General features: G+C 67.9%; 20 protein-coding genes. 19 read left to right on the top strand and 1 reads right to left on the bottom strand.

Annotation, left to right across the window (positions count from 1 at the left end; genetic code table 11):
* Nucleotides 1-8 precede the first annotated feature (8 nt).
* From thrA to thrC, 3 genes are read left to right on the top strand one after another with little or no spacing between them, the layout of a single operon-like run.
* Nucleotides 9-2,513: a bifunctional aspartate kinase/homoserine dehydrogenase I gene (gene thrA / locus AC5P76_RS03710; protein WP_495222662.1), complete on the top strand. Its 2,505-nt coding sequence runs from the start codon at nucleotides 9-11 to the stop codon at nucleotides 2,511-2,513.
* Nucleotides 2,510-3,424 carry a homoserine kinase gene (locus AC5P76_RS03705; protein ID WP_253118765.1) on the top strand — a complete coding sequence of 305 codons (915 nt, stop codon included), beginning with the start codon at nucleotides 2,510-2,512 and terminating at the stop codon, nucleotides 3,422-3,424. Before thrA ends, AC5P76_RS03705 begins: the two co-directional genes overlap by 4 nt.
* Before the next feature lie 29 nt (nucleotides 3,425-3,453).
* Nucleotides 3,454-4,740, top strand: coding sequence for a threonine synthase (gene thrC / locus AC5P76_RS03700; RefSeq protein ID WP_253118764.1), 1,287 nt, complete (start codon nucleotides 3,454-3,456; stop codon nucleotides 4,738-4,740).
* Nucleotides 4,741-4,831: 91 nt separating this feature from the next.
* Here thrC and AC5P76_RS03695 read toward each other — a convergent pair whose 3' ends face one another.
* Nucleotides 4,832-5,584 (bottom strand): Crp/Fnr family transcriptional regulator, encoded by a 753-nt coding sequence (locus AC5P76_RS03695; protein ID WP_053516731.1) that lies wholly within the window; start codon nucleotides 5,582-5,584, stop codon nucleotides 4,832-4,834.
* A gap of 138 nt (nucleotides 5,585-5,722) precedes the next feature.
* Here AC5P76_RS03695 and hisS point away from each other — a divergent pair, with 138 nt between their 5' ends.
* The 16 genes from hisS (at nucleotide 5,723) to AC5P76_RS03615 (ending at nucleotide 25,300) form a co-directional block, all read left to right on the top strand.
* The gene (gene hisS, locus AC5P76_RS03690) at nucleotides 5,723-7,120 is read left to right on the top strand and encodes a histidine--tRNA ligase (RefSeq protein ID WP_053516730.1); all 1,398 of its coding nucleotides are present in this window, start codon (nucleotides 5,723-5,725) and stop codon (nucleotides 7,118-7,120) included.
* A 188-nt stretch (nucleotides 7,121-7,308) separates the two neighbouring features.
* The gene (locus AC5P76_RS03685; protein WP_074901503.1) at nucleotides 7,309-7,617 is read left to right on the top strand and encodes a YerC/YecD family TrpR-related protein; all 309 of its coding nucleotides are present in this window, start codon (nucleotides 7,309-7,311) and stop codon (nucleotides 7,615-7,617) included.
* 33 nt (nucleotides 7,618-7,650) lie between these two features.
* A complete protein-coding gene (gene hisG / locus AC5P76_RS03680; protein ID WP_253118763.1) occupies nucleotides 7,651-8,562 on the top strand; it encodes an ATP phosphoribosyltransferase in 912 nt (303 codons plus the stop codon).
* Entirely contained in the window at nucleotides 8,559-9,854 is a 1,296-nt protein-coding gene (gene hisD / locus AC5P76_RS03675; RefSeq protein WP_253118762.1) for a histidinol dehydrogenase, read from the top strand. Before hisG ends, hisD begins: the two co-directional genes overlap by 4 nt.
* A complete protein-coding gene (hisC, locus tag AC5P76_RS03670) occupies nucleotides 9,851-10,945 on the top strand; it encodes a histidinol-phosphate transaminase (RefSeq protein ID WP_180875954.1) in 1,095 nt (364 codons plus the stop codon). The genes hisD and hisC overlap by 4 nt, the downstream gene beginning before the upstream one ends.
* Nucleotides 10,942-12,015 carry a bifunctional histidinol-phosphatase/imidazoleglycerol-phosphate dehydratase HisB gene (gene hisB / locus AC5P76_RS03665; RefSeq protein ID WP_053516725.1) on the top strand — a complete coding sequence of 358 codons (1,074 nt, stop codon included), beginning with the start codon at nucleotides 10,942-10,944 and terminating at the stop codon, nucleotides 12,013-12,015. Before hisC ends, hisB begins: the two co-directional genes overlap by 4 nt.
* Entirely contained in the window at nucleotides 12,012-12,614 is a 603-nt protein-coding gene (hisH, locus tag AC5P76_RS03660) for an imidazole glycerol phosphate synthase subunit HisH (protein WP_053516724.1), read from the top strand. The genes hisB and hisH overlap by 4 nt, the downstream gene beginning before the upstream one ends.
* Nucleotides 12,611-13,345, top strand: coding sequence for a 1-(5-phosphoribosyl)-5-[(5-phosphoribosylamino)methylideneamino]imidazole-4-carboxamide isomerase (gene hisA / locus AC5P76_RS03655; RefSeq protein WP_053516723.1), 735 nt, complete (start codon nucleotides 12,611-12,613; stop codon nucleotides 13,343-13,345). The genes hisH and hisA overlap by 4 nt, the downstream gene beginning before the upstream one ends.
* Nucleotides 13,339-14,115 carry an imidazole glycerol phosphate synthase subunit HisF gene (gene hisF, locus AC5P76_RS03650; protein WP_053516721.1) on the top strand — a complete coding sequence of 259 codons (777 nt, stop codon included), beginning with the start codon at nucleotides 13,339-13,341 and terminating at the stop codon, nucleotides 14,113-14,115. Before hisA ends, hisF begins: the two co-directional genes overlap by 7 nt.
* On the top strand, nucleotides 14,105-14,725 hold the full coding sequence (gene hisIE, locus AC5P76_RS03645) for a bifunctional phosphoribosyl-AMP cyclohydrolase/phosphoribosyl-ATP diphosphatase HisIE (RefSeq protein ID WP_053516720.1): 621 nt from the start codon (nucleotides 14,105-14,107) through the stop codon (nucleotides 14,723-14,725). Before hisF ends, hisIE begins: the two co-directional genes overlap by 11 nt.
* A gap of 124 nt (nucleotides 14,726-14,849) precedes the next feature.
* Nucleotides 14,850-16,439 (top strand): calcineurin-like phosphoesterase C-terminal domain-containing protein, encoded by a 1,590-nt coding sequence (locus AC5P76_RS03640; protein WP_253118761.1) that lies wholly within the window; start codon nucleotides 14,850-14,852, stop codon nucleotides 16,437-16,439.
* 156 nt (nucleotides 16,440-16,595) lie between these two features.
* On the top strand, nucleotides 16,596-17,618 hold the full coding sequence (locus AC5P76_RS03635) for a glucokinase (RefSeq protein WP_065175585.1): 1,023 nt from the start codon (nucleotides 16,596-16,598) through the stop codon (nucleotides 17,616-17,618).
* Between the two features lie 50 nt (nucleotides 17,619-17,668).
* Nucleotides 17,669-18,667 carry a glycosylasparaginase gene (locus AC5P76_RS03630; RefSeq protein ID WP_053516718.1) on the top strand — a complete coding sequence of 333 codons (999 nt, stop codon included), beginning with the start codon at nucleotides 17,669-17,671 and terminating at the stop codon, nucleotides 18,665-18,667.
* The gene (locus AC5P76_RS03625; protein ID WP_253118760.1) at nucleotides 18,664-19,404 is read left to right on the top strand and encodes a copper homeostasis protein CutC; all 741 of its coding nucleotides are present in this window, start codon (nucleotides 18,664-18,666) and stop codon (nucleotides 19,402-19,404) included. Before AC5P76_RS03630 ends, AC5P76_RS03625 begins: the two co-directional genes overlap by 4 nt.
* Nucleotides 19,405-19,698: 294 nt before the next feature.
* Nucleotides 19,699-22,656, top strand: a complete 2,958-nt coding sequence (locus AC5P76_RS03620; protein WP_253118759.1) for a TonB-dependent receptor plug domain-containing protein — start codon at nucleotides 19,699-19,701, stop codon at nucleotides 22,654-22,656.
* 151 nt (nucleotides 22,657-22,807) lie between these two features.
* A complete protein-coding gene (locus tag AC5P76_RS03615) occupies nucleotides 22,808-25,300 on the top strand; it encodes a heavy metal translocating P-type ATPase (protein ID WP_253118758.1) in 2,493 nt (830 codons plus the stop codon).
* The last annotated feature ends 12 nt before the right edge of the window (nucleotides 25,301-25,312 follow it).

The raw sequence follows: 25,312 nt of genomic DNA, 5'->3' as shown, positions 1-25,312 counted from the left end.
AGGTCTGCATGTCTTCCCACGTTCTCCCCCCTCCTGTTGCCCCGGCCGAGCTGGCCGCGCCGTCCACGGTCGTGCACAAGTTCGGCGGCACTTCGGTGGCCGACGCCGAGCGCTACCGCCACGTCGGCAGCCTGCTGCGGGCCCGCCCCGAATCGCAGCAGGTCACCGTTGTCTCGGCCATGAAGGGCGTCACCGATGCGTTGATTGAACTGTCCCAGCTGGCGGCGCGGGGAGACGAGGGGTGGCGCGAGGCCTGGCATGCGTTGCGTGCCCGCCATCGTGGGGCTGCGGTGGCCCTGCTCGGCGAACAGGTGGGCGACACCGTGGAGTGGATCGACGCGCGTTTCGAGCAGCTGTCCGAAGTGCTGGCCGCGCTGACCGTGATCGGGGAGCTGCCGCGTGAAGTGCTTGACCGCGTGCAGGGCCTGGGCGAGGTGTTCTCCGCGCAGCTGCTCGGTACGTACCTGCGCGCATGCGGCGAGGACTGCGCCGTCCTTGATGCACGCGACGTGCTCGTGGTCGGCCACGGCGAGCTGGGCGTGGATGTGGACTGGGAAGCCAGCGCCGACCGTCTGGCGAAATGGCGCCTGCAGCATCCGCAGACGCGCGTGGTCGCCACCGGGTTCGTCGCCCGGGACCGCAACGACCGCATCACCACCCTCGGCCGCAACGGCAGTGACTACTCCGGCGCGATCTTCGCCGCGCTGTTCAATGCCGACGAGCTGCACATCTGGACGGATGTCGATGGTGTGCTGTCGGCCGACCCGCGACTGGTGCCGGAGGCGGTGCAGCTGGAGTCGCTGAGCTACGACGAAGCCTGCGAGCTGGCGTACTTCGGCGCGAAAGTGGTGCACCCGCAGACGATGTCGCCGGCGATCCGGCTGGGGCTGCCGATCTTCATCCGCAACACGTTCCAGCCGGCCCATCCGGGTACGCGCATCAGCGCCGAGCGCTCGCCCCGCGGACCGGTGAAGGGGCTCACGCTGAGTCCCGACCTGGCCCTGCTGAATCTCGAGGGGACCGGCCTGATCGGCGTGCCCGGCACCGCCGAGCGCGTATTCGCAGCGTTGCGCCAGGCGCAGGTGTCGGTGGTGATGATCTCGCAGGGTTCTTCGGAGCACTCGATCTGCTGCGTGGTGCGGGCTGCCGAAGCGGGCCGTGGCCGCGGAGCGTTGCTGCAGGCCTTTGCCCATGAACTGTCGGTTGGCCAGGTGCAGCGCGTGCAGGTCCACGAAGGGGTCAGCGTGCTGGCGGCGGTGGGCGATGGCATGGCGGGCCAGCCCGGTGTGGCTGCGCGCCTGTTCGAGGCGCTCGGCCGGGCGCAGGTCAATATCCTGGCGATCGCCCAGGGTTCCTCCGAGCGCAACATCTCGGTGGCCGTGGACAGCGCTGACGCGACGCGCGCGCTGCGCGCCGCCCACGCCGGATTCTGGTTGTCGCCGCAGACGTTCGCGGTGGGCGTGATCGGGCCGGGCAACGTCGGTGCCGCGCTGCTGGATCAGTTGCTGGCGGCGCGCCCGCAGCTGCTGGCCAAGGCCAATGTCGATCTGCGCCTGCGTGCACTGGCATCGCGTTCGCGGATGCGGCTGGAGGCCGATGGTCTGCATGCCGACTGGCGGCAGGCGCTGCAGGCGGGCGGTGAGGCCAGCGATCTCGACCGCTTCACCGAGCATCTGCTGGCCGCGCACCTGCCGCATGCGGTGGTGATCGACTGCAGTGGCAGCAGCGAGGTCGCCGAGCGCTATGCCGATTGGCTGGCCGCGGGCATCCATGTGGTCACCCCGAACAAACAGGCAGGCGCCGGCCCGCTGTCGCGCTACCAGCGGATCCGTGCGGCGGCGGCGGCCAGCGGCGCGCGCTTCCGCTATGAGGCGACGGTGGGCGCCGGCCTGCCGGTGATCACCACGCTGCGCGACCTGGTCGATACCGGCGACGAGGTGCTGGCCATCGAAGGCATTTTCTCGGGCACGCTGGCCTGGCTGTTCAACCGCTTCGACGGCAGCCAGCCGTTCTCCTCGCTGGTGGCGCAGGCGCGTTCGATGGGCTACACCGAGCCGGATCCCCGCGATGACCTGTCGGGCGTGGATGTCGCGCGCAAGCTGGTGATCCTGGCGCGCGAGGCCGGCCACGCACTCAGTCTTGAACAGGTGCAAGTGGAAAGCCTGGTGCCGGCGCTGCTTCGCGAAGGCAGCGTCGAGGACTTCATGGCCCGCCTGGGCGAGTCTGATGCATCACTGCAGCAACGCCTGCAGGACGCGCGCGAGCGCGGCGCAGTGCTGCGCTATGTGGCCAGGCTTGACGCGGACGGCGCGTCGGTGGGTCTGCACGAGCTGCCGGCGGCACACGCGTTCGCCAACCTGCGCCTGACCGACAACGTGGTGCAGTTCCGCACCCGCCGCTACTGTGACAATCCGCTGGTGGTGCAGGGGCCCGGCGCGGGACCGGAGGTCACGGCTGCAGGCGTGTTTGCCGACCTGCTGCGGGTGGCGGCCGGTGAAGGGGCGCGCCTGTGATCGCACGTGCATTCGCACCGGCATCAGTGGCCAATGTGGCAGTGGGGTTCGACATTCTGGGCCATGCCATCGCCGGTATCGGCGACACGGTCAGCGTGCGCCGCATCGATGAGCCTGTGGTGCGTATCGCGGCGATCCGTGGCAGTGCGGTCGAGCTTCCACTGGAGGCAGCGGGCAACACGGCTGGCGCGGCACTGCTGTCACTGCGCGAGGACCTGGGCCTGGGCTACGGGTTCGAGCTGGAGATCGACAAGGGCATTCCGTTCGGCTCCGGCATGGGTGGCTCAGCAGCATCCTGCGTCGCGGCACTGGTTGCAGCCAACGCGCTGCTGGATGCGCCGCTGCCACGCGCCGCCCTGTATCCGCACGCGCTCGACGGCGAAGCGGTGGCCAGCGGCGGTCGCCATGGCGACAACGTCGGACCCTTGCTGGCGGGCGGGCTGGCGCTGTGCACCGCCGACAGGGTGGTGTCGGTGCCGGTGCCTGCGTGCTGGCACAGCCTGCTGGTGCATCCGCATGCCGTGCTGGAAACGCGCAGGGCACGGCAGGCGCTGCAGGGCAGTTACGCGCTGCGCGAGTTTGTCGCCCAGAGCGCGAATCTGGCCCTGGTCCTCAGCGGCTGCCATCGCGGCGATGCCACGCTGGTGCGCGCCGGCTTGCGCGATGTGCTGATCGAGCCACGACGTGCCGGCCTGATCGCGGGATTCGAGGCAGCGCGTGACGCCGCGCTGTCGGCGGGCGCAATGGGCGCGGGTATTTCCGGTGCCGGTCCCAGCGTGTTCGCCTGGTTCGAAGATGCGGTGCAGGCGCAGGCTGCCGCAGGGCAGGTCCGCGCGGCATTTGCGGCTGCGGGCTTCGACAGTGACGCGTGGGTCTCGCCGTTGGACGCGGCGGGAGCACGACTGTGCTGACTTCTTTCCTCTCACTGGATGCCGATCCCATGCAATTCGTTTCCACCCGCGGCCAGTCGCCGGCCGTCGGCCTGAGTGCCGCCATCGCCGCCGGCCTCGCCCCCGATGGGGGGCTGTATGTGCCCAGCGCCTTGCCTGCGCCGCATCATGTGCAGCAGGGCGAGACCCTCGCCGAAACCGCTGCCGATCTGCTGGCACCCTTCTTCGACGGCGACGCGCTGCAGGAGGCGCTGCCTTCGATCTGCCGTGAGGCGTTCGATTTTCCGGTGCCGTTACGTCCGCTTGGTGGTGGCGACTACGTCCTCGAGCTGTTCCATGGTCCCACTGCGGCCTTCAAGGACATCGGTGCACGTTTCCTGGCAGGCGCGCTGTCGAGGCTGCAGGCGGGCAAGGGACGCGACCTGACGATCGTCGTTGCCACGTCCGGTGATACCGGTGCCGCCGTGGCGGCGGCCTTCCATCGCCAACCGGGCGTGCGCGTGGTGGTGCTGTATCCGGATGGCCGGGTATCGCCGCGCCAGGCGCACCAGCTCGGCTGCTTCGGCGACAACATCCAGGCGCTGCGCGTGGCGGGTTCGTTCGACGACTGCCAGGCCATGGTCAAGCAGGCGCTGGCCGATCGGGCATTGCAGGTGGACGTGCCGCTGAGTTCGGCCAACAGCATCAGCCTGGGGCGTCTTCTGCCACAGATGAGCTACTACGCGCATGCGGCACTGGCCCATCATGGGCAGCATCGGCGCCGGCTCAATCTGGTGGTGCCGACCGGCAACCTGGGCAACGCGATGGCTGCGGTGCTGGCACGCACGCTGGGGGTTCCCATCGGCCAGATCGTGCTGGCCACCAATGCCAATGATGTGCTGCCGAAGTACTTCGAGGGCGGCGCGTATCAGCCACAGGCCAGTGTCGCCACGGTTGCCAATGCGATGGATGTGGGCGCGCCGAGCAACTTCGAGCGCCTGCGGTGGCTGTACGACGGCGACGATGCCGAACTGCGCGCAGCCCTCCGTGCTTTCGCGGTGGATGATGTGACCATCCGCGCCACCATCGCCAGTGCGCACGCCAGTGGGGGCGAGCTGTTCTGCCCGCATACCGCGACGGCAGTGAAGGTGCTGCAGGACCTCCGCGCGGGCGGGGCGAAGGGCGACTGGGCGGTGGTGGCAACCGCGCACCCGGCCAAGTTCGAGGCGGTGGTGGAGCCATTGATCGGCGAAGCAGTGCCGGTGCCTCCGGCGCTGGCGGCGCTGCTGCAGCGTCCCGCGCATGCGGAACCGCTGGCTGCCGACTATGCGGCGCTGCGCGAGGTGCTGCTGCGCTGACGGACAGGTGCCGGGCATGGCGCGGTGTCGTCTGAAGCAAGGGGCAGGGTGGGGCGCCCGGTACCACCGGGCGCAGGTCGTGGCGCGACGCTCAACCCTGGACGTCGCCCGCCAGCTGGCGCAGCCCGTCCTCGTCGAGGATCTCCACGACGTTCAGGTGCGGCAGCGCGATCAGCGCCTGCTGACGCAGCTTGGTGAAGGTGCGGCTGACCGTCTCCATGGTCAGGCCGAGGTGGTCGGCGATGTCGCCGCGCCCCATCGGCAGCGAGACGCGCAGGCCGTCGCCGCCCAGCCGCGCCTCGCGCGCGGCCAGGCGCAGCAGGAAGTCAGCCAGCTTTTCCGCGGGCTGCAGCCGCGCCAGGGCGAGGGCCGCATCCTGCGCAGCGTCCAGCTCCTGGCAGGCGCGTTGCAGCAGCTTGCGCTCCAGGTGCGGATAACGCCCGCGCAGCGCCTTCATCTGCGGCAGCGCGACGCGGCAGACCCGGCTGTCAGCGATCGCCTCGATGTCGTAGCGGTGATGGTCGCTGCCGCTCAGGCCCAGGTAGTCGCCCGGCAGCACGAAGCCATTGATCTGGCGGCGGCCGTCGGCCAACGTCCGCACCAGGCGCAGTGCGCCGGCGGTCAATGTATAGACATGCTGGCGCTCTTCGCCGGTGCGGGCGAGGGTGCTGCCCATCGTCACCGCCTGCGAGACGGTCACCTGTTCAAGTGCCTGCACTTCATCAGGAGACAGCGCCGAACACACCGCCAGGTGGCGGACCGAGCAGTGCAGGCAGTCCAACGTGGAGCAGGACTGCCCGGCGGTGTCGTTGTTGGCGGACGGGGCGCCGGAAGGCCGGGACATGGTGCGTGGGCGTATCGCGGGCGGGGAGGGCCTTATGATACTTCAAGCGGCTGTTCGACCCTGCGTCAGGCGGCCGCGCGCTCCAGGGCGCTAGAATGTCGCCCCCTCCCACGTCCCGTTCCAGCAGGAGTTGCTCCCGTGATCAAGCCCCGTACCCCGCCCGGCACCCTTGAGCTGCTGCCGCGCGAGCAGATTGCGTTCCAGCGCATGCTGGACGTCATCCGCCGCAACTACGAGCGCTTCGGGTTCCTGCCGGTGGAGACGCCGGTGTTCGAGCTGTCCGATGTGCTGCTGACCAAGTCCGGTGGTGAGACCGAGCGCCAGGTGTACTTCGTGCAGTCCACCGGTGCGCTGGCCAATGCCGCCGAGTCGGGTGACCGCTCGCTTCCGGAAATGGCCCTGCGCTTCGACCTGACCGTGCCGCTGGCGCGCTATGTGGCTGAGCATGAGCACGAACTGACATTCCCGTTCCGGCGCTATCAGATGCAGCGGGTGTACCGTGGTGAGCGTGCCCAGCGCGGCCGTTTCCGCGAGTTCTACCAGTGCGACATCGACGTGATCGGCAAGGACAGCCTGAGCGTGCGGTACGACGCCGAAGTGCTGGCGGTGATCCACGCGGTGTTCTCGGAGCTGCGCATCGGAGACTTCAGCATCCAGTTGAACAACCGCAAGCTGATGCGTGGCTTCTTCGAAAGCCTGGGCGTGGCCGAGGGCGAGCGCCAGCTGGCGGTGCTGCGTGAAGTGGACAAGCTGGACAAGCGGGGCGCCGACTACGTGCGCGAGACGCTGGTGGGCGACGGGTTCGGCATTCCGGCCGGACAGGTCGAGAAGATCCTGGCATTCGTGGCCGTGCGTTCGCAGGGGCATGCCGATGCGCTGGCCCAGCTTTCGGCGCTGGAGGACGCTGCGGGGTCCTCGGAAACGCTGCGTGCCGGCGTGGCAGAGCTGCGCGAAGTGCTGCAGCTGGTGCAGGCGCTGGGTGTGCCGGAGAGTGCCTACTGCCTCAACTTCTCCATCGCCCGTGGCCTGGATTACTACACCGGCACCGTCTATGAGACCACGCTGACCGACCACCCGCAGATCGGTTCGATCTGCTCCGGCGGCCGCTATGAAGACCTGGCCAGCCACTACAGCAAGTCGAAGCTGCCCGGCGTCGGCATTTCGATCGGCCTGTCGCGCCTGTTCTGGCAGCTGCGTGAGGCGGGCCTGATCGACGGAATCGAGGCCAGCAGCGTGCAGGCGCTGGTGGCGCTGATGGACGAGCAGGGCATGGCGCAGTCACTGGATATCGCCCGCCGCCTGCGGGCCGGTGGCATCAACACCGAAGTGCAGATGGAGCCGAAGAAGATCGGCAAGCAGTTCCAGTACGCGGCCAAGGCGGGCATCCGCTTCGTGGCGCTCGCCGGCGAGGACGAACTGGCGCGCGGGGTGGTGGCGGTGAAGGATCTGCTCCGCGAGCAGCAGTTCGAGGTATCCCGCGAGGAGCTGGCCAGCACCCTGCAGGTGGAACTGGAACAGTCGAAGGTGATGGTGTGAACTGACATTGCCGTGCCGCCGCTCTCCCGGTGGGGCGGCGCTGACCTGGATGACGCCCGCCTCTGGCGGGCGTTTTTCGTTTCCGGAACCTGAATGCTCGGGTGGAGGCGATGGGGTGGTTTGACGCACTGCGCAAGAATGCGCTAATGTACTAGCGCGCTATTACATTGATGCAAGAGAACCGCCCCGTGAAAGCCCGCCCCGACATCGCCGCCAAAGACCCCCAGGCCGATCTGGAAGCCCTGGCCCAGGCGTTCGCGGCCCTGCGTGAGCCGGAGCAGGTCATGGCTTTCCTGCGTGACCTGTGTACTCCGGCCGAGCTGGAGGCCATGGCCGACCGCTGGAAAGTGGTGCCGCTGCTGCAGCAGGGGGTGCCATACCGCGAGATCCACGAACGCACCGGGGTCAGCGTGACCACCACCGGGCGGGTGGCGCGCTCGCTCGAGCATGGCCATCGAGGCTATGCCGCTGCCATCGACCGTCTGGCCTCGCGCTGATCCGCGCCCCGTACCGAACTTCGAGACCTTCCCATGAGTGCAACCCAGGCAGCCCCGGCACGAGACCGGCTGCGTATCGCCATCCAGAAGAGCGGGCGGCTTGCCGAGCCCGCCCGCAACCTGCTCAGTGCCTGCGGCCTGAGCTGGCGCGAAAGCCGCGACAAGCTGTTCTGCTACGGAGAATCGTTGCCGGTGGACCTGCTGCTGGTGCGCGACGACGACATTCCTGGCCTGATTGCCGACGGTGTCTGCGACCTGGGCATCGTCGGTCGCAACGAACTGGACGAGCAGGCCGCCGCGCGTCGCCAGATCGGCCTGCCGGATGCCTATCAGGCCCTGCGGGGGCTGGGTTTCGGCCAGTGCCGGCTGATGCTGGCGGTGCCGGAGGACTGGCAATGGCAGGGGCCGGCACAGCTGGCCAGCATGCGGATCGCCACCAGCTATCCCGCCATCCTCAAGGCATGGCTGGTTGAGCAGGGCGTGGACGCGCAGGTGGTGGAGCTGTCCGGTTCGGTTGAGATCGCCCCACGGCTGGGCACGGCCGACCTGATCTGCGATCTGGTGTCGAGTGGTGCCACCCTGCGTGCCAACCAGCTTGTGCCGGTGCACAACCTGCTGGACAGCGAGGCGGTGCTGGCCGGTGCGGTGCGCGTGCCCGATGACGCTCGAGCGGGCCTGCGCGCCATGCTGCTGCGCCGTCTCGATGGCGTGGTACAGAAGCAGGACCGCAAGCTGCTGATGTTCCGCGCCAGCGAAGACCGTGTTGATGCCCTGGCCCAGCTGCTGGCCGATGCCGGGCCGCTGGAGCGCCTGCCGGCTGACGGCGGCACGCTGCGGCTGCAGACCATGTGCCCCGGACCACTGAGCTGGCAGCGCATGGAAGAGCTTGAGCGTGCGGGCGCGCAGGGCCTGATGGTGTTGAGCGTGGAGCGGTCGCTGGCATGAATCGTCTGATCTGGTCGCAACTTGATGAGGCTGCGCGCAGCGCGGCACTGACCCGCCCGGTGCAGGCCGTGGCCCAGCAGACGCGCGATGCGGTCGCGACCCTGATCGCGCAGGTGCGCGCGCAGGGCGACGAGGCGCTGCGTGTGATCACCGCACGCTTTGACGGTGTGCAACTGCCGTCTTTTGAAGTGTCTGACGCCGAATTCGCGACTGCCGAAGCGGCGGTGCCAGGCGATCTGCGCCAGGCCATGGTGGAAGCGGCTGGGCGCATCGCGCGCTTCCACAGCGCAGGCATGGGCCAGGGCTATGCGGTGGAGACCGCGCCGGGCGTGGTCTGTGAACGCATGCTGCGGCCGATCGGCCGGGTCGGCCTGTATGTGCCGGCCGGCAGCGCACCGTTGCCGTCCACGGCGTTGATGCTGGGCGTGCCGGCGCAGCTGGCCGGGTGCCCGCAGGTGGTGCTGTGCACACCACCGCGCGCCGACGGCAGCGCCGATCCGGCGGTGCTGGTGGCTGCCCGGCTGACCGGCGTGCAACGCGTTTTCAAGCTGGGCGGCGCGCAGGCGATCGCTGCGATGGCCTATGGCACCGCCAGCGTTCCGGCCTGCGACAAACTGTTCGGGCCCGGCAACAGCTTCGTCACCGAAGCCAAGCAGCAGGTCGCGCAGAACGGTGCAGCGGCGATCGACATGCCTGCAGGGCCGTCGGAAGTTCTGGTGATTGCCGATGCCGGTGCCAATCCGGCGTTTGTGGCTGCCGATCTGCTGTCGCAGGCCGAACACGGCCCCGATTCGCAGGTGCTGCTGCTGACCGATGATGCCGCGATGCTGGCCGCGGTCGAGTCCGAAGTGGAACGCCAGGTCGCGCTGCTGCCGCGGCAGGATATCGCCCGCGAGGCGCTTTCGGCGTCGCGCCTGATCCTGGTCGACACGCTGGCCGATGCCTTCGCGATCAGCAACCGCTACGCCCCTGAGCACCTGATCCTGGCCCTGCGCGAACCACGCGGCTGGCTTGATCGGGTGCAGGCCGCAGGCTCGGTGTTCCTGGGTGATTACACCCCCGAGGCATTGGGCGACTACTGCAGTGGTACCAACCATGTGCTGCCCACCGCAGGCGCCGCACGTGCGTACAGTGGTGTCAGCGTGGCCAGCTTCCAGAACTTCATCAGCGTGCAGAGTGCCAGCGCCGCCGGGTTGGCGGCGATCGGCGGCTGCGCGCGCACCCTTGCCAGCGCCGAAGGGCTGGACGCGCACGAGCGCGCCGTTGCCCTGCGCATGGAGGTGGCTGCATGAATGCCGGGATCGACGAGGTACTGGCGCTGGTGCGCACCGACCTGCAGGCCTTTGCAGGTTACAGCTCGGCGCGCAGTGCGGCAGTGCAGGGCGATGTCTGGCTGAACGCCAACGAATCGGCCTGGGCCAACCCCGCGGACGCCGAGGGCCGCAGCCGGCGCTATCCAGAGCCCCAGCCACAGGCGTTGCGCGATGGACTGGCTTCGCTGTACGGCGTGCAGCCGCAACAGGTGCTGGTTGGGCGTGGCAGCGATGAAGCCATCGACCTGCTGGTGCGTGCGCTGTGCGTGCCGGGGCGCGATGGTGTGCTGGTCACGCCGCCGGTGTTCGGTATGTATGCAGTCTGTGCACGGCTGCAGGGCGCGCCTCTGATCGAGGTGCCCCTGGTCGATGCCGCCGACGGCCTGCACGCCGACCTGGATGCGGTGATCGAATCGGCCAGAGCACGCAATGCGAAGCTGGTGTTTCTGTGCGCGCCCTCCAATCCGGCCGGCAGCGATATCGCCCTGGCCGACATCGAGCGTGTGGCCGAAGCCTTGCGCGGTCGGGCGCTTGTCGTGGTCGATGAAGCCTATGTCGAGTACGCGCAGCGTCCTTCGGCGACCTCCCTGCTTGCCACGCACGCCAATGTGGCAGTGCTGCGTACGCTTTCAAAGGCCCATGCGCTGGCGGCGGCACGGATCGGAACGTTGATCGCCGCAGCGGAACTGATCGCGGTGCTGCGTCGCTGCCAGGCACCGTATCCGGTGCCAACGCCGTGCGCGGAACTGGCGGTGCAGGCGCTGCAGCCGGCGGCGCTGGCACGCACACGCGAGCGCGTGGCCACCGTGATCGCCGAACGCGAGCGCCTGCGCACTGCGCTGCAGGGCCTGCCTGGCGTACGCCAGGTCCATGCGTCCGCAGGCAACTACCTGCTGGTGCGCTTTGCCGATGCCCAGGGCGCGTTCGATGCGTTGCTGGCGGCCGGCGTGGTGGTGCGCGACCAGCGTGCAGCCCCGCAGCTGGAGGATGCGCTGCGGATCAGCATCGGCAGCCCCGAAGAGAATGACCGCGTGCTTGCGGCCCTGTCGGCCCGGAGGGCCGTTGCATGACCCCGATCCTGTTCATCGACCGCGACGGCACCCTCATCGAGGAACCTTCCGACTTCCAGATCGACGCCTACGAGAAGCTGCGCTTCGTGCCGCAGGTGATTCCGGCACTGCTGAAGCTGCGTGATGCCGGCTACCAGTTCGTTATCGTCACCAACCAGGATGGCCTCGGCAGCGAGGGCTATCCGCGCGCCAGCTTCGACGGACCGAACGATCTGATGCTGCAGATCTTCGAAAGCCAGGGCATCGTGTTTCGTGACGTGCTGATCGACTGCAGCTGGCCGCAGGACAATGCCCCGACCCGAAAGCCCGGCATCGGCCTGATGACGGCCTACCTGCAGGACCGCAGCATCGACTGGGCACGCTCGGCGATGGTCGGCGACCGCATCACCGACCTGCAGTTCGCCGACAACCTCAACATCCGTGGCTTCCAGTTGCGCACGGAGCAGTTCGGCGGTGACTGGGACTGGCCGGGCATCGCCCACGCACTGGCCGATGCGCCGCGCACGGCCGTGGTCCAGCGCAACACGAAGGAAACGAAGATACGCGTCGAGCTGGATCTGGATCGCGCCGGTGACGCCAACATCCGCACCGGGTTGCCGTTCTTCGACCACATGCTGGAACAGATCGGCAAGCACGGTGGTTTTGCGCTGGACATCCGCGCCGAGGGCGACCTGCACATCGACGAGCATCACACCATCGAGGACACCGGGCTGGCGCTGGGCCAGGCGCTGCGCGAAGCCTTGGGTGACAAGCGCGGCATCGGCCGCTACGGGTTCACCCTGCCGATGGACGAGACCCTGGCCAGCGCAGCGCTGGACTTCAGTGGCCGGCCCTATTTCGTCTTCGAGGGCGAGTTCAAGCGTGAGCGCGTTGGCGACATGCCGACCGAACTGGTGCCGCATTTCTTCCGCTCGCTGTGCGATGCAGGTGGATTGAATCTCAATCTGCAGGTGCGTGGCGACAATGACCACCACAAGGTGGAGGCCTGTTTCAAGGCGCTGGCCCGCGCGCTGCGCCCGGCACTGGCGCGCCAGGGCACGGCGCTCCCCTCGACCAAGGGGGCTCTGTGAGCGAAGTCGCGTTGATCGATGCCGGCGGCGCCAATCTGGGTTCCGTACGCTATGCGCTGGAACGGCTGGGTGCCAGTGTCCGGCTGGTGCGCGACGCAGAGGGGCTGGCGGGCGCACGGCGGGTGATCCTGCCCGGCGTCGGTGCGGCAGGGCCGGGCATGCAGCGCCTGCACGCGCAGGGACTGGTGGAGCCGTTGCGACGGATCGAGGTGCCGTTGATGGGCATCTGCCTGGGCATGCAGCTGCTGTTCGAGCGCTCGGAAGAAGCCGGCGTGGAAGCGCTCGGCCTGATTCCCGGGGTGGTGCGCAAGCTGGTACCGGCGTGCGGCATCCGCGTGCCGCACATGGGCTGGAACCGCTTGCTGCCACTGCGGTCCTCGCTGCTGCTGCGCGATGTGCCTGATCGTGCAAGCGCCTACTTCGTGCACAGCTATGCGGCGCCATTGAACAGCCACACGGTGGCCGCCTGCGATCACGGCGGCCTGTTCACTGCCGTGGTGGAGCAGGGGCGCTACTTCGGTGCGCAGTTCCATCCCGAACGCTCCGGCGATACCGGATCGCTGATGTTGCGCAACTTCCTCGAGGGCACCGCTGCATGAGTTTCACCGTCTACCCCGCACTGGATATCCGCGAAGGCCGTGTGGTGCGGCTGCGGCAGGGCGATTACGCGCAGGAAACGCACTACGGCGACGATCCCCTGCCGCGCGCGCAGGCATTCGCCGCGCAGGGCGCGCGTTGGATGCACCTGGTCGATCTGGACGCAGCGCGTGCCGGTGGCTACACGCTGGCCCCGCTGCTGGCGGCGGTTCGCACGCAGACGACGTTGCAGGTGCAGACCGGCGGCGGTGTGCGTGGGCGTGATGATGTGGCGCGCATTCTCGATGCGGGCGCGAGCCGGGTGGTGGTAGGGTCGCTGGCAGTGCGCAGGCCCGATGAAGTGGTCGGCTGGCTGCAGGCGTTCGGTGCCGATCACATCACCATCGCGCTGGATGCACGCCAGGACCCTCAGGGCCAGTGGCAGTTGCCGGTGCATGGCTGGACCGAGAACGCGGGCGTGACCCTGGATGACCTTGCGCTGCGGTATGCACGGGCGGGCATGCGCCACCTGTTGTGTACCGATATCGCCCGCGACGGCATGCTGGCCGGGCCGAACATCGGCCTGTACCAGCACCTGGTGTCGCTGCTGCCGGGCGTGCAGGTGCAGGCCTCCGGTGGCATCCGCGATGTGGCCGACGTGGCCGATGCGCGTGCTGCCGGCTGTGGCGGCGCCATCCTTGGCAAGGCGCTGCTGGAACAGCGCATGGACCTGGCGGAGGCGCTGGCATGCTGAGTCGCCGCATCATTCCCTGCCTGGACGTGCGCGAAGGACGGGTGGTCAAGGGGGTGCGCTTCCGTGACCACGTGGACATGGGGGATATCGCCGAGCTGGCGCAGCGTTACCGCGACCAGGGGGCCGATGAGCTGGTGTTCTACGACATCGGCGCCAGCCCCGAGGCGCGTTCGGTCGATGTGGCCTGGGTCGAGCGCATCGCACGGCTGATCGATATCCCGTTCTGCGTAGCCGGTGGCATCGACAGCGTGGAAACCGCACGGCGGGTGCTGTTTGCCGGTGCCGACAAGATCTCGATCAATTCGCCGGCACTGGGCCGTCCCGCACTGATCGACGAGCTGGCTGCCGAGTTCGGCGTGCAGTGCGTGGTGGTCGGCGTCGACTCGGTGCGCGAGGCCGATGGCGAATGGCGGGTGCGCCGCTTCAGCGGCGACCCGGACAAGACCCGAGCGGTACCCATACGGACGCTGGATTGGATCGTCGAGGCACAGCGCCGCGGCGCAGGCGAGATCGTGCTGAACTGCATGGACAGCGATGGGGTGCGCCGCGGCTACGATGTGGCCCAGCTGCAGCAGGCGCGTGCGTTGTGCCAGGTGCCGCTGATCGCGTCGGGCGGTGCGGGCACGATGGAGCATTTCGCCGAGGCCTTCGACCGCGCCGACGTGGATGGTGCGCTGGCCGCCAGCGTGTTCCACAGCGGCGCCATCGCCATTGCAGACCTGAAGCGCTACCTGCGCGAACAGCAGATCGAGGTACGGGATGTCTATTGAGGTGCGACCGTCGCTGGAGGCCCTGCAGGGGCTGGACTGGAGCAAGGGGGACGGCCTGCTGCCCGCGGTGGTGCAGGACGCCGATACCCTGCAGGTGCTGATGCTGGGTTACGTCAGCGCGGAGTCGCTGGCCGCGACGCTTGCCGTCGGGCACATGACCTTCTACAGCCGCAGCAGGCAGCGCCTGTGGACCAAGGGCGAGCAGTCCGGCAACGTGCTGGCGGTGCAGTCCATCAGCGTGGACTGCGATGCCGATACGCTGCTGGTGCTGGCCCGCCCGGCAGGACCGACCTGCCACACCGGTGCGGAGAGCTGCTTCGACCAGGCGCCGAAGGATTTCCTGGGCGGGCTGGGGCAACTGGTGGCCACGCGTGAAGCACAGCGTCCACCCGGCAGTTACACCACCCGCCTGTTCGAGGACGGCATCCGCCGTATCGCGCAGAAGGTGGGCGAGGAGGGCGTGGAAACCGCTCTGGCCGCAGTCGCACAGGATGACGCGGCGCTGCTGGGCGAGGCTTCGGACCTGCTGTACCACCTGCTGGTGCTGCTGCGCGCACGCGGCCTGTCGCTTGACGACGCGCGCCGGGTGCTGGAAACGCGCCATCGTTGATGGCTGCATGTGGCCTGCGGTCCGCACGCGCTTTCGGCGCCGGCGCCGGCCCGGCTGCATCCGCGCGGCAGACAGCCATGGCTCCGCTCTACAATAGGCAGTCCTCTTCTTTGCCGGATTGCCCATGAAATCGCCCGCTGCGTGGCTGTGCTGCCTGTTGCTGACCTCGCCGGCCTGGGCTGCGGATGCGGTTGTCAGCGGCAAGGTCTACCTGGAACGCGACGGCAGGCCCGGCCGTGGTGCGACCGACCCGGGCCTGGCCGGGGTGCAGGTGTCCAACGGCGAGCGCATCGTGAAGACCGCAGCCGATGGCAGCTACAGCCTGCCCGTGCGCGAGGGCCAGACGGTGTTCGTGATCAAGCCGGATGCGTACGCGTTCCCGAAGGCGAGCGACGGGCTGCCGTCGTTCTGGCGTCATTTCCAGCCCAACGGCTCGCCTGCACTGAAGTACGGTGGCATCGCCGCAACCGGCGATGCCACCCGCAACTGGGACTTCGCGCTGCAGACGGATCGTCATGACAACCGGCGTGGTTTCCAGATGCTGGTGTTCACTGATTCACAGACCGCAAGCCTCAAGGACATCGGCTACTACCAGCAGTCCATCGTGGCGCCGCTGGTCGGCCAGACCCGGGCGCGGCTCGGCACGACGCTCGGCGATATCGTCAATGATGACCTGACGCTGTATCCGGCCATCAACAAGGTCACCACGCAGCTGGGCGTGCCGTGGTTCCATGTGCCGGGCAATCACGATCTCGATTTCGATGCCGCCGTTGACGAGCATTCGCTGGACAGCTGGCGCAACGTCTACGGCCCGGACACGTACGCTGTGGAGGAGGGCGGTGCCAGCTTCGTGTTCCTCGATGATGTGGTGTACGACCCGAAGGCGAGGCCGAGCTATGTCGGTGGCCTGCGCGAGGATCAGTTCGCGTTCCTTGCCGCCTACCTCAAGGGTCTGCATCGCGACCGCCTGCTGGTGCTGGGCATGCACATTCCGCTGTTCGATGCAGCGCCGGGTCGCGAGAGCTTCCGGCACGCCGACCGGCAGCGCCTGTTCGACCTGCTGAAGGACTTCCGCAACGTGCTGGTCCTGAGCGGCCACAGCCACACCCAGCAGCATGTCTACCATGGCAAGGCCGAGGGCTGGCACGGCGAAAAGCCCCTGCACGAGTACAACGTCGGTGCCAACTGCGGTGCGTTCTGGTCCGGTGTGAAGGATGCTGCCGGCGTGCCGGACAGCACCATGAGCGACGGCACGCCAAAGGGCTACGCGTTGCTGGATGTGGCTGGCAACGGCAGCTATCGCCTGCAGTATCGCGTGGCCGGCGCGCCAGCCAGCGAACAGATCGGCCTGCATGCGCCGAAGGTGCTGCGCCAGGGCGCGTATCCGGCGTGGGGCGTGTACGCCAACGTGTACATGGGTGAGGACGCGAGCGTGGTCGAGTACCGCGTGGACGGTGGGGCATGGCAGCCGATGAAGCAGGTCCGCCAGCCCGACCCGCGGCTGCTGGTGGAGAATGCGGCGGACGACCTGTCCAGCGTGCTGCGCGGTTACGATCGCTCGCCGGAAGCCACCGCTTCGCCGCATCTGTGGCGCGGCGCGCTGCCCACCCACCTGGCCGTGGGCGACCACAGGATCGACGTGCGTTCGACCCAGCCGGATGGTGCGGTGTTCACCGCCACCACCCGTTATAGTCTGCAGACCGCAGAGCCCTGATCCGCAGGTGCCGCTGCGCGCTGCGTCCCGGCTGCCGCCACCCGGACGCTGCGGACAAGGCCATGGCAGGGTCGGCTGCCGGCGCTGCGCCGCGCTAGGCAAAGCGACCCTGATGCCTGAGAATCGGTGCGATTCAATCGATTCAAGCAGGCCAGAGTGACCATCGCAGCAGTGCCCCCGGTTTCCACCGACTCCTCCCGCGGCGGTCTTCCGCGAAGCCTGGTCGTCGCCGATGTCGGCGGTACCTTTGCCCGCCTGGCGCTGGCTGAAACGCTGCCGGGACAGGCGCCACGGCTGGGCAGTCATCGCACCTACGCGTGTGCCGATCATTCCAGCCTGGCGGCGATTCTGGCCGACTTCACCCGGAGCCTCGCACTGCCGGTGCGGTCGGCGGTGGTCGCCATCGCCGGCCTGCTCGATGGCGATGTGCTGATCAACGCCAATCTGCCGTGGACGGTGTCGTTGTCCGCCACCCGCGCACAGTCCGGTCTGGACGATCTGCAGCTGATCAATGATTTCGAGGCGGTGGCACTGGCCATTCCCTACCTGCAGGCCGACACCCTGGTTCCATTGAACGGCGATGCCGACCCGGCGAAGGCGTTTCCGGCGCTGGTGCTGGGGGCCGGTACCGGTCTGGGCGCGGCGCTGCGCTTCGCCGATGGCGGGCGTCCGGTGCTGCCCAGCGAGATCGGCCACGCTGCCCTGGGGGCCGGCAACGCGCTGGAGCTGGAGGTGCTGGGCAGGCTGCTGCAGCGGTGGCCACATGTGGACAACGAGCGTGTGCTGTCCGGCAGCGGTCTGATGAATCTGTATCCGTGCCTGTGCGAGATGCGTGGCGTCACGCCTGTGTGGTCCAGCACCGAAGCGCTGATCGGCGCCGCACGCAGCGGCGAAGACGCACTTGCAGTGGAGACGCTGCAGGTGTTCTGCGCCTGGTTGGGCAGTCTGGCCGGCGATGCCGCCATCGCCGTGGGCGCCCGCTCGGTGTACCTGGCGGGCGGTATTTCCACCCACGTGCAGGACTTCCTCGCCGACGGCCGCTTCCGCGAGCGCTTCCTCAACAAGGGCGTGCTGGCCGACGTGCTGCGGCAGGTGCCGGTATGGCGGGTCGAACACGGCCAACTGGGCGTGCTGGGCGCCGCCGTCTGGCATGCGGCGCGGTACCCCGTACACGATTGATCGGTGCTGCCGGCATCGGGCCGGCGACACGTTGCAGACTGGGAGGCAACATGGTGGATCGCAGGCAGTTCCTGCAGGCCGGAGCGCTGGCGGCAGGCATGGCCGCCCTGCCGGGCGTACAGGCACGTGTGCAGGGCGGAGCGAAGGTGGTCTCGACCTGGGACTTCGGTGTGCCGGCCAACCAGGCGGCATGGAAGGTCCTGGCGCAGGGCGGCAGTGCCCTGGACGCAGTGGAGGCCGGCGCACGCTGGGCCGAGAGCGAGCTGTGCAATCCCACCGTGGGCCATTGCGGCAATCCGGATCGGGACGGCGTGCTGAGCCTGGACGCGAGCATCATGGACGGCGATGGCCGCTGCGGTGCGGTGGCCGCGCTGGTCGACATCCCGCACCCGGTGTCGGTGGCCCGCAAAGTGATGGAAAACAGCCCGCACGTGTTGCTGGTGGGTGAAGGGGCGCAGCAGTTCGCCGTGCAGCAGGGCTTCGAGCGCAGGCGTCTGCTGACGCCGCAGGCCGAAGCGGCCTGGCGCGAGTGGTTGAAGACCGAGAAGTACCAGCCCCAGATCAACGCCGAGCGACGTGGCCTTCCCGGCAACAGCGACAACCACGACACCATCGGCATGCTGGCGCTGGATGCCCGGGGCCATCTTGCCGGTGCCTGCACCACCAGCGGCATGGCCTGGAAACTGCACGGCCGGGTCGGCGACAGTCCGATCATCGGCGCCGGCCTGTACGTCGACAACGAGGTCGGTGCCGCCACCGCATCGGGCGTGGGCGAAGAGATGATCCGCAATGCGGCCTCGTTCCTGGTGGTCGAGCTGATGCGCCAGGGTCGAACGCCCGCCCAGGCCTGCCGTGAGGCGATCGACCGCGTGGTACGCAAGCGTCCCGAGGCAAGCAGGACCCTGCAGGTGTGCTTCCTGGCCATGAACAAGCAGGGCGAGGTGGGCGCCTATGCGCTGCATCGCGGTTTCGTCTATGCCGTCTGCGATGCGCAGCGCCAGGACGACCTGCGCGATTCACCGTCGATCTACACGAGCACACAGGCGTGAGCACGCGGCTCACCCTGGAGATCGCCAGCAACTCGCTGGCTTCGGCGTTGGCCGCGCAGGCCGGTGGCGCCGACCGCATCGAACTGTTCGACAACCTTGCCGAGGGCGGCACCACACCGTCGTTCGCCAGCATCGCCATGGCCCGCGAACGCCTGTCGATTCCGCTGTTCGTGCTGGTGCGGCCGCGGCCGGGTGATTTCCACTACGACGCCCTGGAGGCCGAGCTGATGCTGCGCGATATCGCACAGTGCCGTGCGCTGGGCTGCGATGGCGTGGTGATCGGTGCGTTGGACCGGCAGGGCGATATCGATCTGCCCCTGTGCCGCGCGCTCATCCAGGCGGCGGGTCCGCTGCAGGTGACGTTCCACCGTGCCTTCGACGCCGCGCGCGACCTTCCGGCGGCGTTGGAGCAGGTGATCGCTCTGGGGTGCCGCCGTGTATTGACGTCCGGCGGACAGGCCAGCGCGGTTGCCGGTGTCGACGTGCTGGAAGGCCTGGTCGCCCGGGCGGCGGGGCGCATCAGCGTGATGGCGGGTGCTGGCCTGAACCCGGCCAACATCGCTGCGGTGGCGCGGCACAGCGGCTGCGTTGAGCTGCACGCGTCGGCCAAGAGCCGCCGGCACTCGGCCATGCAGTTCAACAACCCGGCACTGCGCGGGCTGGACCCGCACTGGGATCAGACCGATGCCGCAATCGTGGCGGGGCTGCGGCGGGCGCTGGACGGCGATCTGTCCTGATACCGGGCGAAGTCGGTTCCGCGCGGGTCTGCCGCTCGCGTGTCATCAGTTCATCTCCGGCCTGCGGCGGCCAACCTGCGCAAGCCACTGATTCATCTACTTTTCAAGCGGGGACGGCAGCGGATCCGCAGCGGCGTGTTGCGTCGCGGAATGCTCTCTCCGGTTCAGCCGTGCTTTAGTTTGGATCGATCCACAGGGGGCGCCGGAACCGGCTTGAACCGACCCGGCACCTGGATCTTCCGTAGTGCCGCGCCACCACCCATCCGTGCGACCACACCCTCCGAGAGCGACCACATGGCTCAGTTCGTCCGCAATCGTCGTCACCTGCTGTCCCAGGCCCTGGTCCTGGCCCTGCTTCCGCTGGCTGCCAATGCACAGGAAACCTCAGGCTCGTCCACCAAGGATCTCGACGCGGTCACCGTCACCGGCTCGCGCATCAAGCGCGCCAGCGTCGAAGGCCCAGCTCCCGTCAACGTGATCACCGCGCAGCAGATCCAGAAGGAAGGCTTTGTCAGCGTGTACGATGCGCTGAAGACATTGACCGAAGCCACCGGCACCGTGGAGGCGGCGTCGCAGTGGGGCTCGCACACGCCCAACGCCAGCGGCCTGAATCTGCGCGGGATGGGCCCCAACCGCTCACTGCTGCTGGTCAATGGCCGTCGCGTGGCCGACTACCCGTTGCCCTATGGCGGGGAGACCAATTTCTCCAACTACGGCAACATTCCCGCCGCTGCGGTGGAGCGCATCGAGGTCCTGACCGGCGGCGCCTCTGCGATCTACGGCTCGGATGCCATTGCAGGCGTGGTCAACGTCATCCTGAAGACCCACTACGACGGCGACGAAGTGCGCGTGCGCGGCGGCACCTCCACTGAAGGTGGTCGCGATACCTGGGATCTGTCGTGGGCGGGTGGCAGGACCGGAGACAACTGGAGCGTGACCTACGCGCTGCAGTACACCAAGCGCGATCCGCTGTTCGGCCGTGACCGGCCGCAGATGGATGATGCCGATGATGCGCCGCGCCCCTCCTGGAACATGGAACAGCGCAAGGTCGGTTTCCGTCCTACCGCCGGCCTGGCCCTGATCGACCCGGGTACCGGCCAGCGACTGGCGCCGCCGACCGGCACCTGCGAGAAGTTCGATGGCGAGTACTACACCGCCGATCGACTGGTCTACAACTACAACACCGATACGATCACCAATACCGGGCAGTTGTGTGGCATGACGGCCGACTATGCCAACTGGCTGCTGACCGGTGGTGCCGAGAATGTGTCCGGCAATCTGTATGCCACGTTCGATTTCGACAGCGACCTGCAGGGCTGGACCAACCTGGCGGTGTACCGGTCGGAGGCGATCTGGGGGACCAATCCGCCCAGCGTGACGCTCATCGATGATGACAACGGGTACTACTGGGATGCCAACCGCAACCGCGCGATCCTGGGCGTGCGCCAGTTCACGCCCAACGAAGTGGGCGGCCTGGACACCCTTCGCAACACCAACCGGGAGCTGTCCTGGGACTGGAGTGCAGGCCTGCGCGGGCGCCTGGCGGACCGCTTCGACTGGAGTGCCACCATCGGCCGTTCCTACTACCGCGTGGAAGAGCGGCAGAATGTAGTGGACGAGCAGAAGTCCTATGACTTCTTCCTCGGCCCGCGCCTGGGTACGACGGCGGATGGTGAAGCGATCTACGCACTGGACGAAGCACGCTGGTGGAACCCGCTCACGCCGGACCAGTACTGGCAGATGGGTACGGTGGCGAAGAACCGTGCGTCTTCCTGGGTCAACCAGGCGTCGGCGGACATCACCGGTGAGTTGTTCCAGGGCTGGGCGGGGCCTGTTTCGTTCGCGGCGGTGGCCGAGGTGGCGCAACAGGGATATCACCTCGCTCCCGACCCTCGCGCCGGCATCGATTTCGACCTGCAGAACGTTGATCGCGGTGGCGGCGAGCGCACGCGCTACTCGGCGGGCGTGGAGTTCAAGATTCCACTGCTGGACAGCGTGATCGCCACCGCGGCGGCACGCTATGACCGTTACGGCAGTTACAAGGCCGACGCCAATGCAGAGGCGCTGGACATCGGCAGCCAGAAGGAGACCACCTGGAATGTCGGTCTGGAATGGCGGCCGGTGGAGTCGCTGCTGGTACGCGGTTCCTACGCCACCAGCTTCCACGCGCCTGACATGCACTACCTGCTGGGGCAGCCCAGCAGTTCCGAGGTGCAGACCTATGACCGCCTGCGTTGCATCGAAAGCGGTGCCTATCTGGTCAACAACTGTGGAGTGGGCAATACCGATGTCTGGTACACGTTCGACGTGAATCGTCGCGGTACTCCGCTGCTGCGCTCGGAAACGGGGGACTCATGGACGGTCGGATTCGTCTGGGATGTGATGTCCAATCTTTCGATCAGTGCCGACTACTGGGCGATCAAGCTGGAGGACATGATCGTCGATGTCGGCGCCGACGAGGTGCTGGCCAGCGAAGCGGGCTGCCGCACGGGACTGAACATCGACGGCACGCCGTGGGCCAATCCGGCCGGTGCCGACTACTGCGCCGGCATCCTCGCGCGCGTGAACCGCGACAGCAATGGCCGCCTGGTGTCGATCGAGCGGGGGCCGTTCAACCTGGCCAGCCGGGAGGTCCGCGGTATCGACCTGACCGCGCGTTACCGGTGGGACAGCGCAGCATGGGGAAGCTTCCAGTTCGGCGTGAACTACACCAACCAGCTGTCGACCAAGGAGCAGCGCTATGCCGCGGATCCGAATCCGCAGCGCCGTGACCGCGACCTGCGCAGCAAGCTGCGAGCGAGCCTGGCCTGGCAGCGCGGTCATTGGAACGCGAACGTGTATGCCGACCGCATCGGCTCGGTGCCGGGCGTGCGTTACCACTGGGGCACCGACCGCCTGGACAATCCCGGCGGCTGCCTGCCGTTCGCCGATGGCTACGTGCCCAGCGACAGTCCTTCGCTGGACTGCCTGGAACCTGCGACGCGCCCCGATGGTTCGCCGAATCCGAATCCGAATGCAGGCCAGCGCACTGCGCGCTACTACGGCCGGGTCGGACCGTTCATCACCTGGAACGTCAACGTGGGCTATCAGGTGACTGAACGTGCCAAGGTCAATGTGTACGTCAACAACGTCTTCAACTCGGCCAGCTGGAACCACAAGGATCCCTACAAGCTGGACTACGATTTCGCGCCGACCCGGCTGCTCGGTGCGGTTGGCCGCGAGTTCGCGCTGGAATACGTGTTCACGTTCTGAGCCCGCGCCATGGATCCACCCTCGACCGGTGGATCCATGCCCCGCGGATGAAGTGAACGCTGGGCCGGCGGACAGGACAGGCTGGATTTGACCTTCCCACGATGGCAAGGTTTAGCCTGTTCCTGTCCAGAAGGAATCCGGGAATCCCGTCATGAGTCTGTCGCACGCCACCACCGCCGCTTCCGTGCCTGATCCGATCAGCCTGCCCATCGAAGGCATGACCTGCGCGAGCTGCGTAGGCCGGGTCGAGGCCGCGCTGGCCAAGGTGGAGGGTGTCGGCAGCGTCTCGGTGAACCTGGCCACGGAACGTGCCGATATCCGTCCGTCGGGGCCGGTGGACCGCGCCGCCTTGATCGAGGCGGTGCACAAGGTCGGCTATGAGGTTGCGGCCACGACCGTGGAGCTGGCCGTGGAGGGCATGACCTGCGCGTCCTGCGTGGGCCGGGTCGAACGCGCACTGCTGGCCGTGCCGGGCGTGAGCGCGGCGAGCGTGAATCTGGCCACCGAGCGTGCCACCGTGCGCGGCGCAGCAGACGTGGAGGCGCTGCTGGCGGCGATCGACAGGGCGGGGTACGGCGCCCGTCTTGTTGATGGCAGCGCGCAGGCCGATGACGGCGGCGAGAAGAAGGACGCCGAGCGTGCTGAACTCAAGCGCGCGCTGATACTGGCCAGCGTGCTGGCCCTGCCGGTGTTCGTACTGGAGATGGGATCGCATCTGATCCCGGGCATGCACCACTGGGTGATGTCGACCATCGGGTTGCAGGCCAGCTGGTATGTGCAGTTCGTGCTGACCACGCTGGTTCTGGTGATTCCCGGCCGGCGCTTCTACCAGAAGGGCATTCCGGCACTGCTGCGTTTGGCACCGGACATGAACTCGCTGGTCGCGGTGGGCACCGCGGCGGCGTTCGGCTACTCGGTGATCGCGACCTTCGCACCGCGGCTGCTGCCGCCCGGCACGGTGAACGTCTATTACGAAGCTGCGGCGGTGATCGTCGCGCTGATCCTGCTGGGCCGCTTTCTCGAGGCGCGTGCCAAGGGCCGTACGTCGGAAGCCATCAAGCGGCTGGTCAAGCTCCAGGCCAAGGTCGCCCACGTAGTACGCGACGGTCGGGTGGTCGACGTCCCGGTGGGCGAGGTGGTCAGTGACGACCTCGTGGAAATACGTCCTGGCGAACGCGTCCCGGTGGATGGCGAGGTGGTCGAGGGGCGCAGCTTCGTCGATGAGTCGATGATCAGCGGTGAGCCGGTTCCGGTTGAAAAGGCATCGGGCGCGGCCGTGGTCGGTGGTACGGTCAACCAGCAGGGAGCACTGACCGTGCGTGCCACGGCGGTAGGTGCGCAGACCGTGCTTGCGCAGATCATCCGCCTGGTTGAACAGGCACAGGGGTCGAAACTGCCGATCCAGGCCGTGGTCGACAGGGTCACGCTGTGGTTCGTGCCTGCGGTGATGCTGGCCGCGTTGGCCACCTTCGTGGCGTGGCTGCTGCTCGGGCCGTCCCCGGCGCTTACCTTCGCCCTGGTCAATGCCGTGGCCGTGCTGATCATTGCGTGCCCCTGTGCGATGGGGCTGGCAACGCCGACCTCGATCATGGTCGGCACCGGGCGGGGCGCGGAGATGGGCGTGCTGTTCCGCAAGGGCGAGGCACTGCAGTTGCTGAAGGATGCGCGGGTGGTGGCGGTGGACAAGACCGGAACCCTGACCGAGGGCCGCCCGCGATTGACCGATCTGGAACTGAGCAACGGTTTTGCGCGAGCGGCGGTGCTGGGCGCGGTCGCGGCCGTTGAATCGCGCTCGGAGCATCCGATCGCACGCGCGATCGTGATGGCCGCCGAGGAGGAGGGCATCTCCGTGCCGGCCCTGCAGGCGTTCGAATCGGTCACCGGCATGGGGGTGCGTGCGATCGTGCAGGGAAGCCGCATTGAAGTCGGGGCCGACCGGTTCATGCGAACGCAGGGCGTTGATATCGATGGCGTTGCCGCGCTGGTGCAGCGTCTGGGAGGTGAAGGAAAGTCGCCGCTGTACGCCGCCTTCGATGGCCGGCTGGCAGCGGTGATCGCAGTGTCCGACCCGATCAGGACGAGCACGCCGGCCGCCATCACCGCACTGCATGAGCTGGGACTGAAGGTGGCGATGATCACCGGCGACAATGCGCGCACCGCACAGGCGATCGCACGCCAGCTGGGCATCGACGAGGTCGTGGCCGAAGTGCTGCCCGAAGGCAAGGTGGAGGCGGTGCGACGCCTCAAGGCTGCGCATGGTCACGTCGCCTTCGTCGGCGACGGCATCAACGATGCGCCGGCGCTGGCGGAGGCGGATGTGGGCCTGGCCATCGGCACCGGTACCGATGTGGCGGTGGAATCGGCCGATGTAGTGCTGATGTCCGGCAGTCTGCTGGGCGTGCCCAATGCCATCGCGCTGTCCAGGGCCACCCTTGGCAACATCCGGCAGAATCTGTTCTGGGCCTTCGCCTACAACACCGCTCTGATTCCGGTGGCCGCCGGCGTGCTGTATCCGGCTTTCGGCATCCTGCTGTCGCCGGTATTCGCCGCCGGTGCGATGGCACTGTCCAGCGTGTTCGTGCTGGGCAATGCACTGCGCCTGCGTCGCTTCCGGGCGCCGATGGCCGACGCCGCCAGCCACTGAAAAGGAGACTGT

This window comes from Stenotrophomonas sp. YJH_SMC_36 (assembly GCF_059369935.1).
Note: the sequence above shows the minus strand (reverse complement) of the source record. Positions and strands in the feature narration are given on the sequence as shown.

Bases quoted from the DNA above. Each gene is read 5' to 3' on its own strand.
- thrA (WP_495222662.1), top strand. From the start codon at position 9: ATGTCTTCCCACGTTCTCCCCCCTCCTGTTGCCCCGGCCGAGCTGGCC.
- thrC (WP_253118764.1), top strand. From the start codon at position 3,454: ATGCAATTCGTTTCCACCCGCGGCCAGTCGCCGGCCGTCGGCCTGAGT.
- AC5P76_RS03695 (WP_053516731.1), bottom strand. From the start codon at position 5,584: ATGTCCCGGCCTTCCGGCGCCCCGTCCGCCAACAACGACACCGCCGGG.
- hisG (WP_253118763.1), top strand. From the start codon at position 7,651: ATGAGTGCAACCCAGGCAGCCCCGGCACGAGACCGGCTGCGTATCGCC.
- hisD (WP_253118762.1), top strand. From the start codon at position 8,559: ATGAATCGTCTGATCTGGTCGCAACTTGATGAGGCTGCGCGCAGCGCG.
- hisC (WP_180875954.1), top strand. From the start codon at position 9,851: ATGAATGCCGGGATCGACGAGGTACTGGCGCTGGTGCGCACCGACCTG.
- hisB (WP_053516725.1), top strand. From the start codon at position 10,942: ATGACCCCGATCCTGTTCATCGACCGCGACGGCACCCTCATCGAGGAA.
- hisA (WP_053516723.1), top strand. From the start codon at position 12,611: ATGAGTTTCACCGTCTACCCCGCACTGGATATCCGCGAAGGCCGTGTG.
- hisF (WP_053516721.1), top strand. From the start codon at position 13,339: ATGCTGAGTCGCCGCATCATTCCCTGCCTGGACGTGCGCGAAGGACGG.
- hisIE (WP_053516720.1), top strand. From the start codon at position 14,105: ATGTCTATTGAGGTGCGACCGTCGCTGGAGGCCCTGCAGGGGCTGGAC.
- AC5P76_RS03640 (WP_253118761.1), top strand. From the start codon at position 14,850: ATGAAATCGCCCGCTGCGTGGCTGTGCTGCCTGTTGCTGACCTCGCCG.
- AC5P76_RS03630 (WP_053516718.1), top strand. From the start codon at position 17,669: ATGGTGGATCGCAGGCAGTTCCTGCAGGCCGGAGCGCTGGCGGCAGGC.
- AC5P76_RS03620 (WP_253118759.1), top strand. From the start codon at position 19,699: ATGGCTCAGTTCGTCCGCAATCGTCGTCACCTGCTGTCCCAGGCCCTG.
- AC5P76_RS03615 (WP_253118758.1), top strand. From the start codon at position 22,808: ATGAGTCTGTCGCACGCCACCACCGCCGCTTCCGTGCCTGATCCGATC.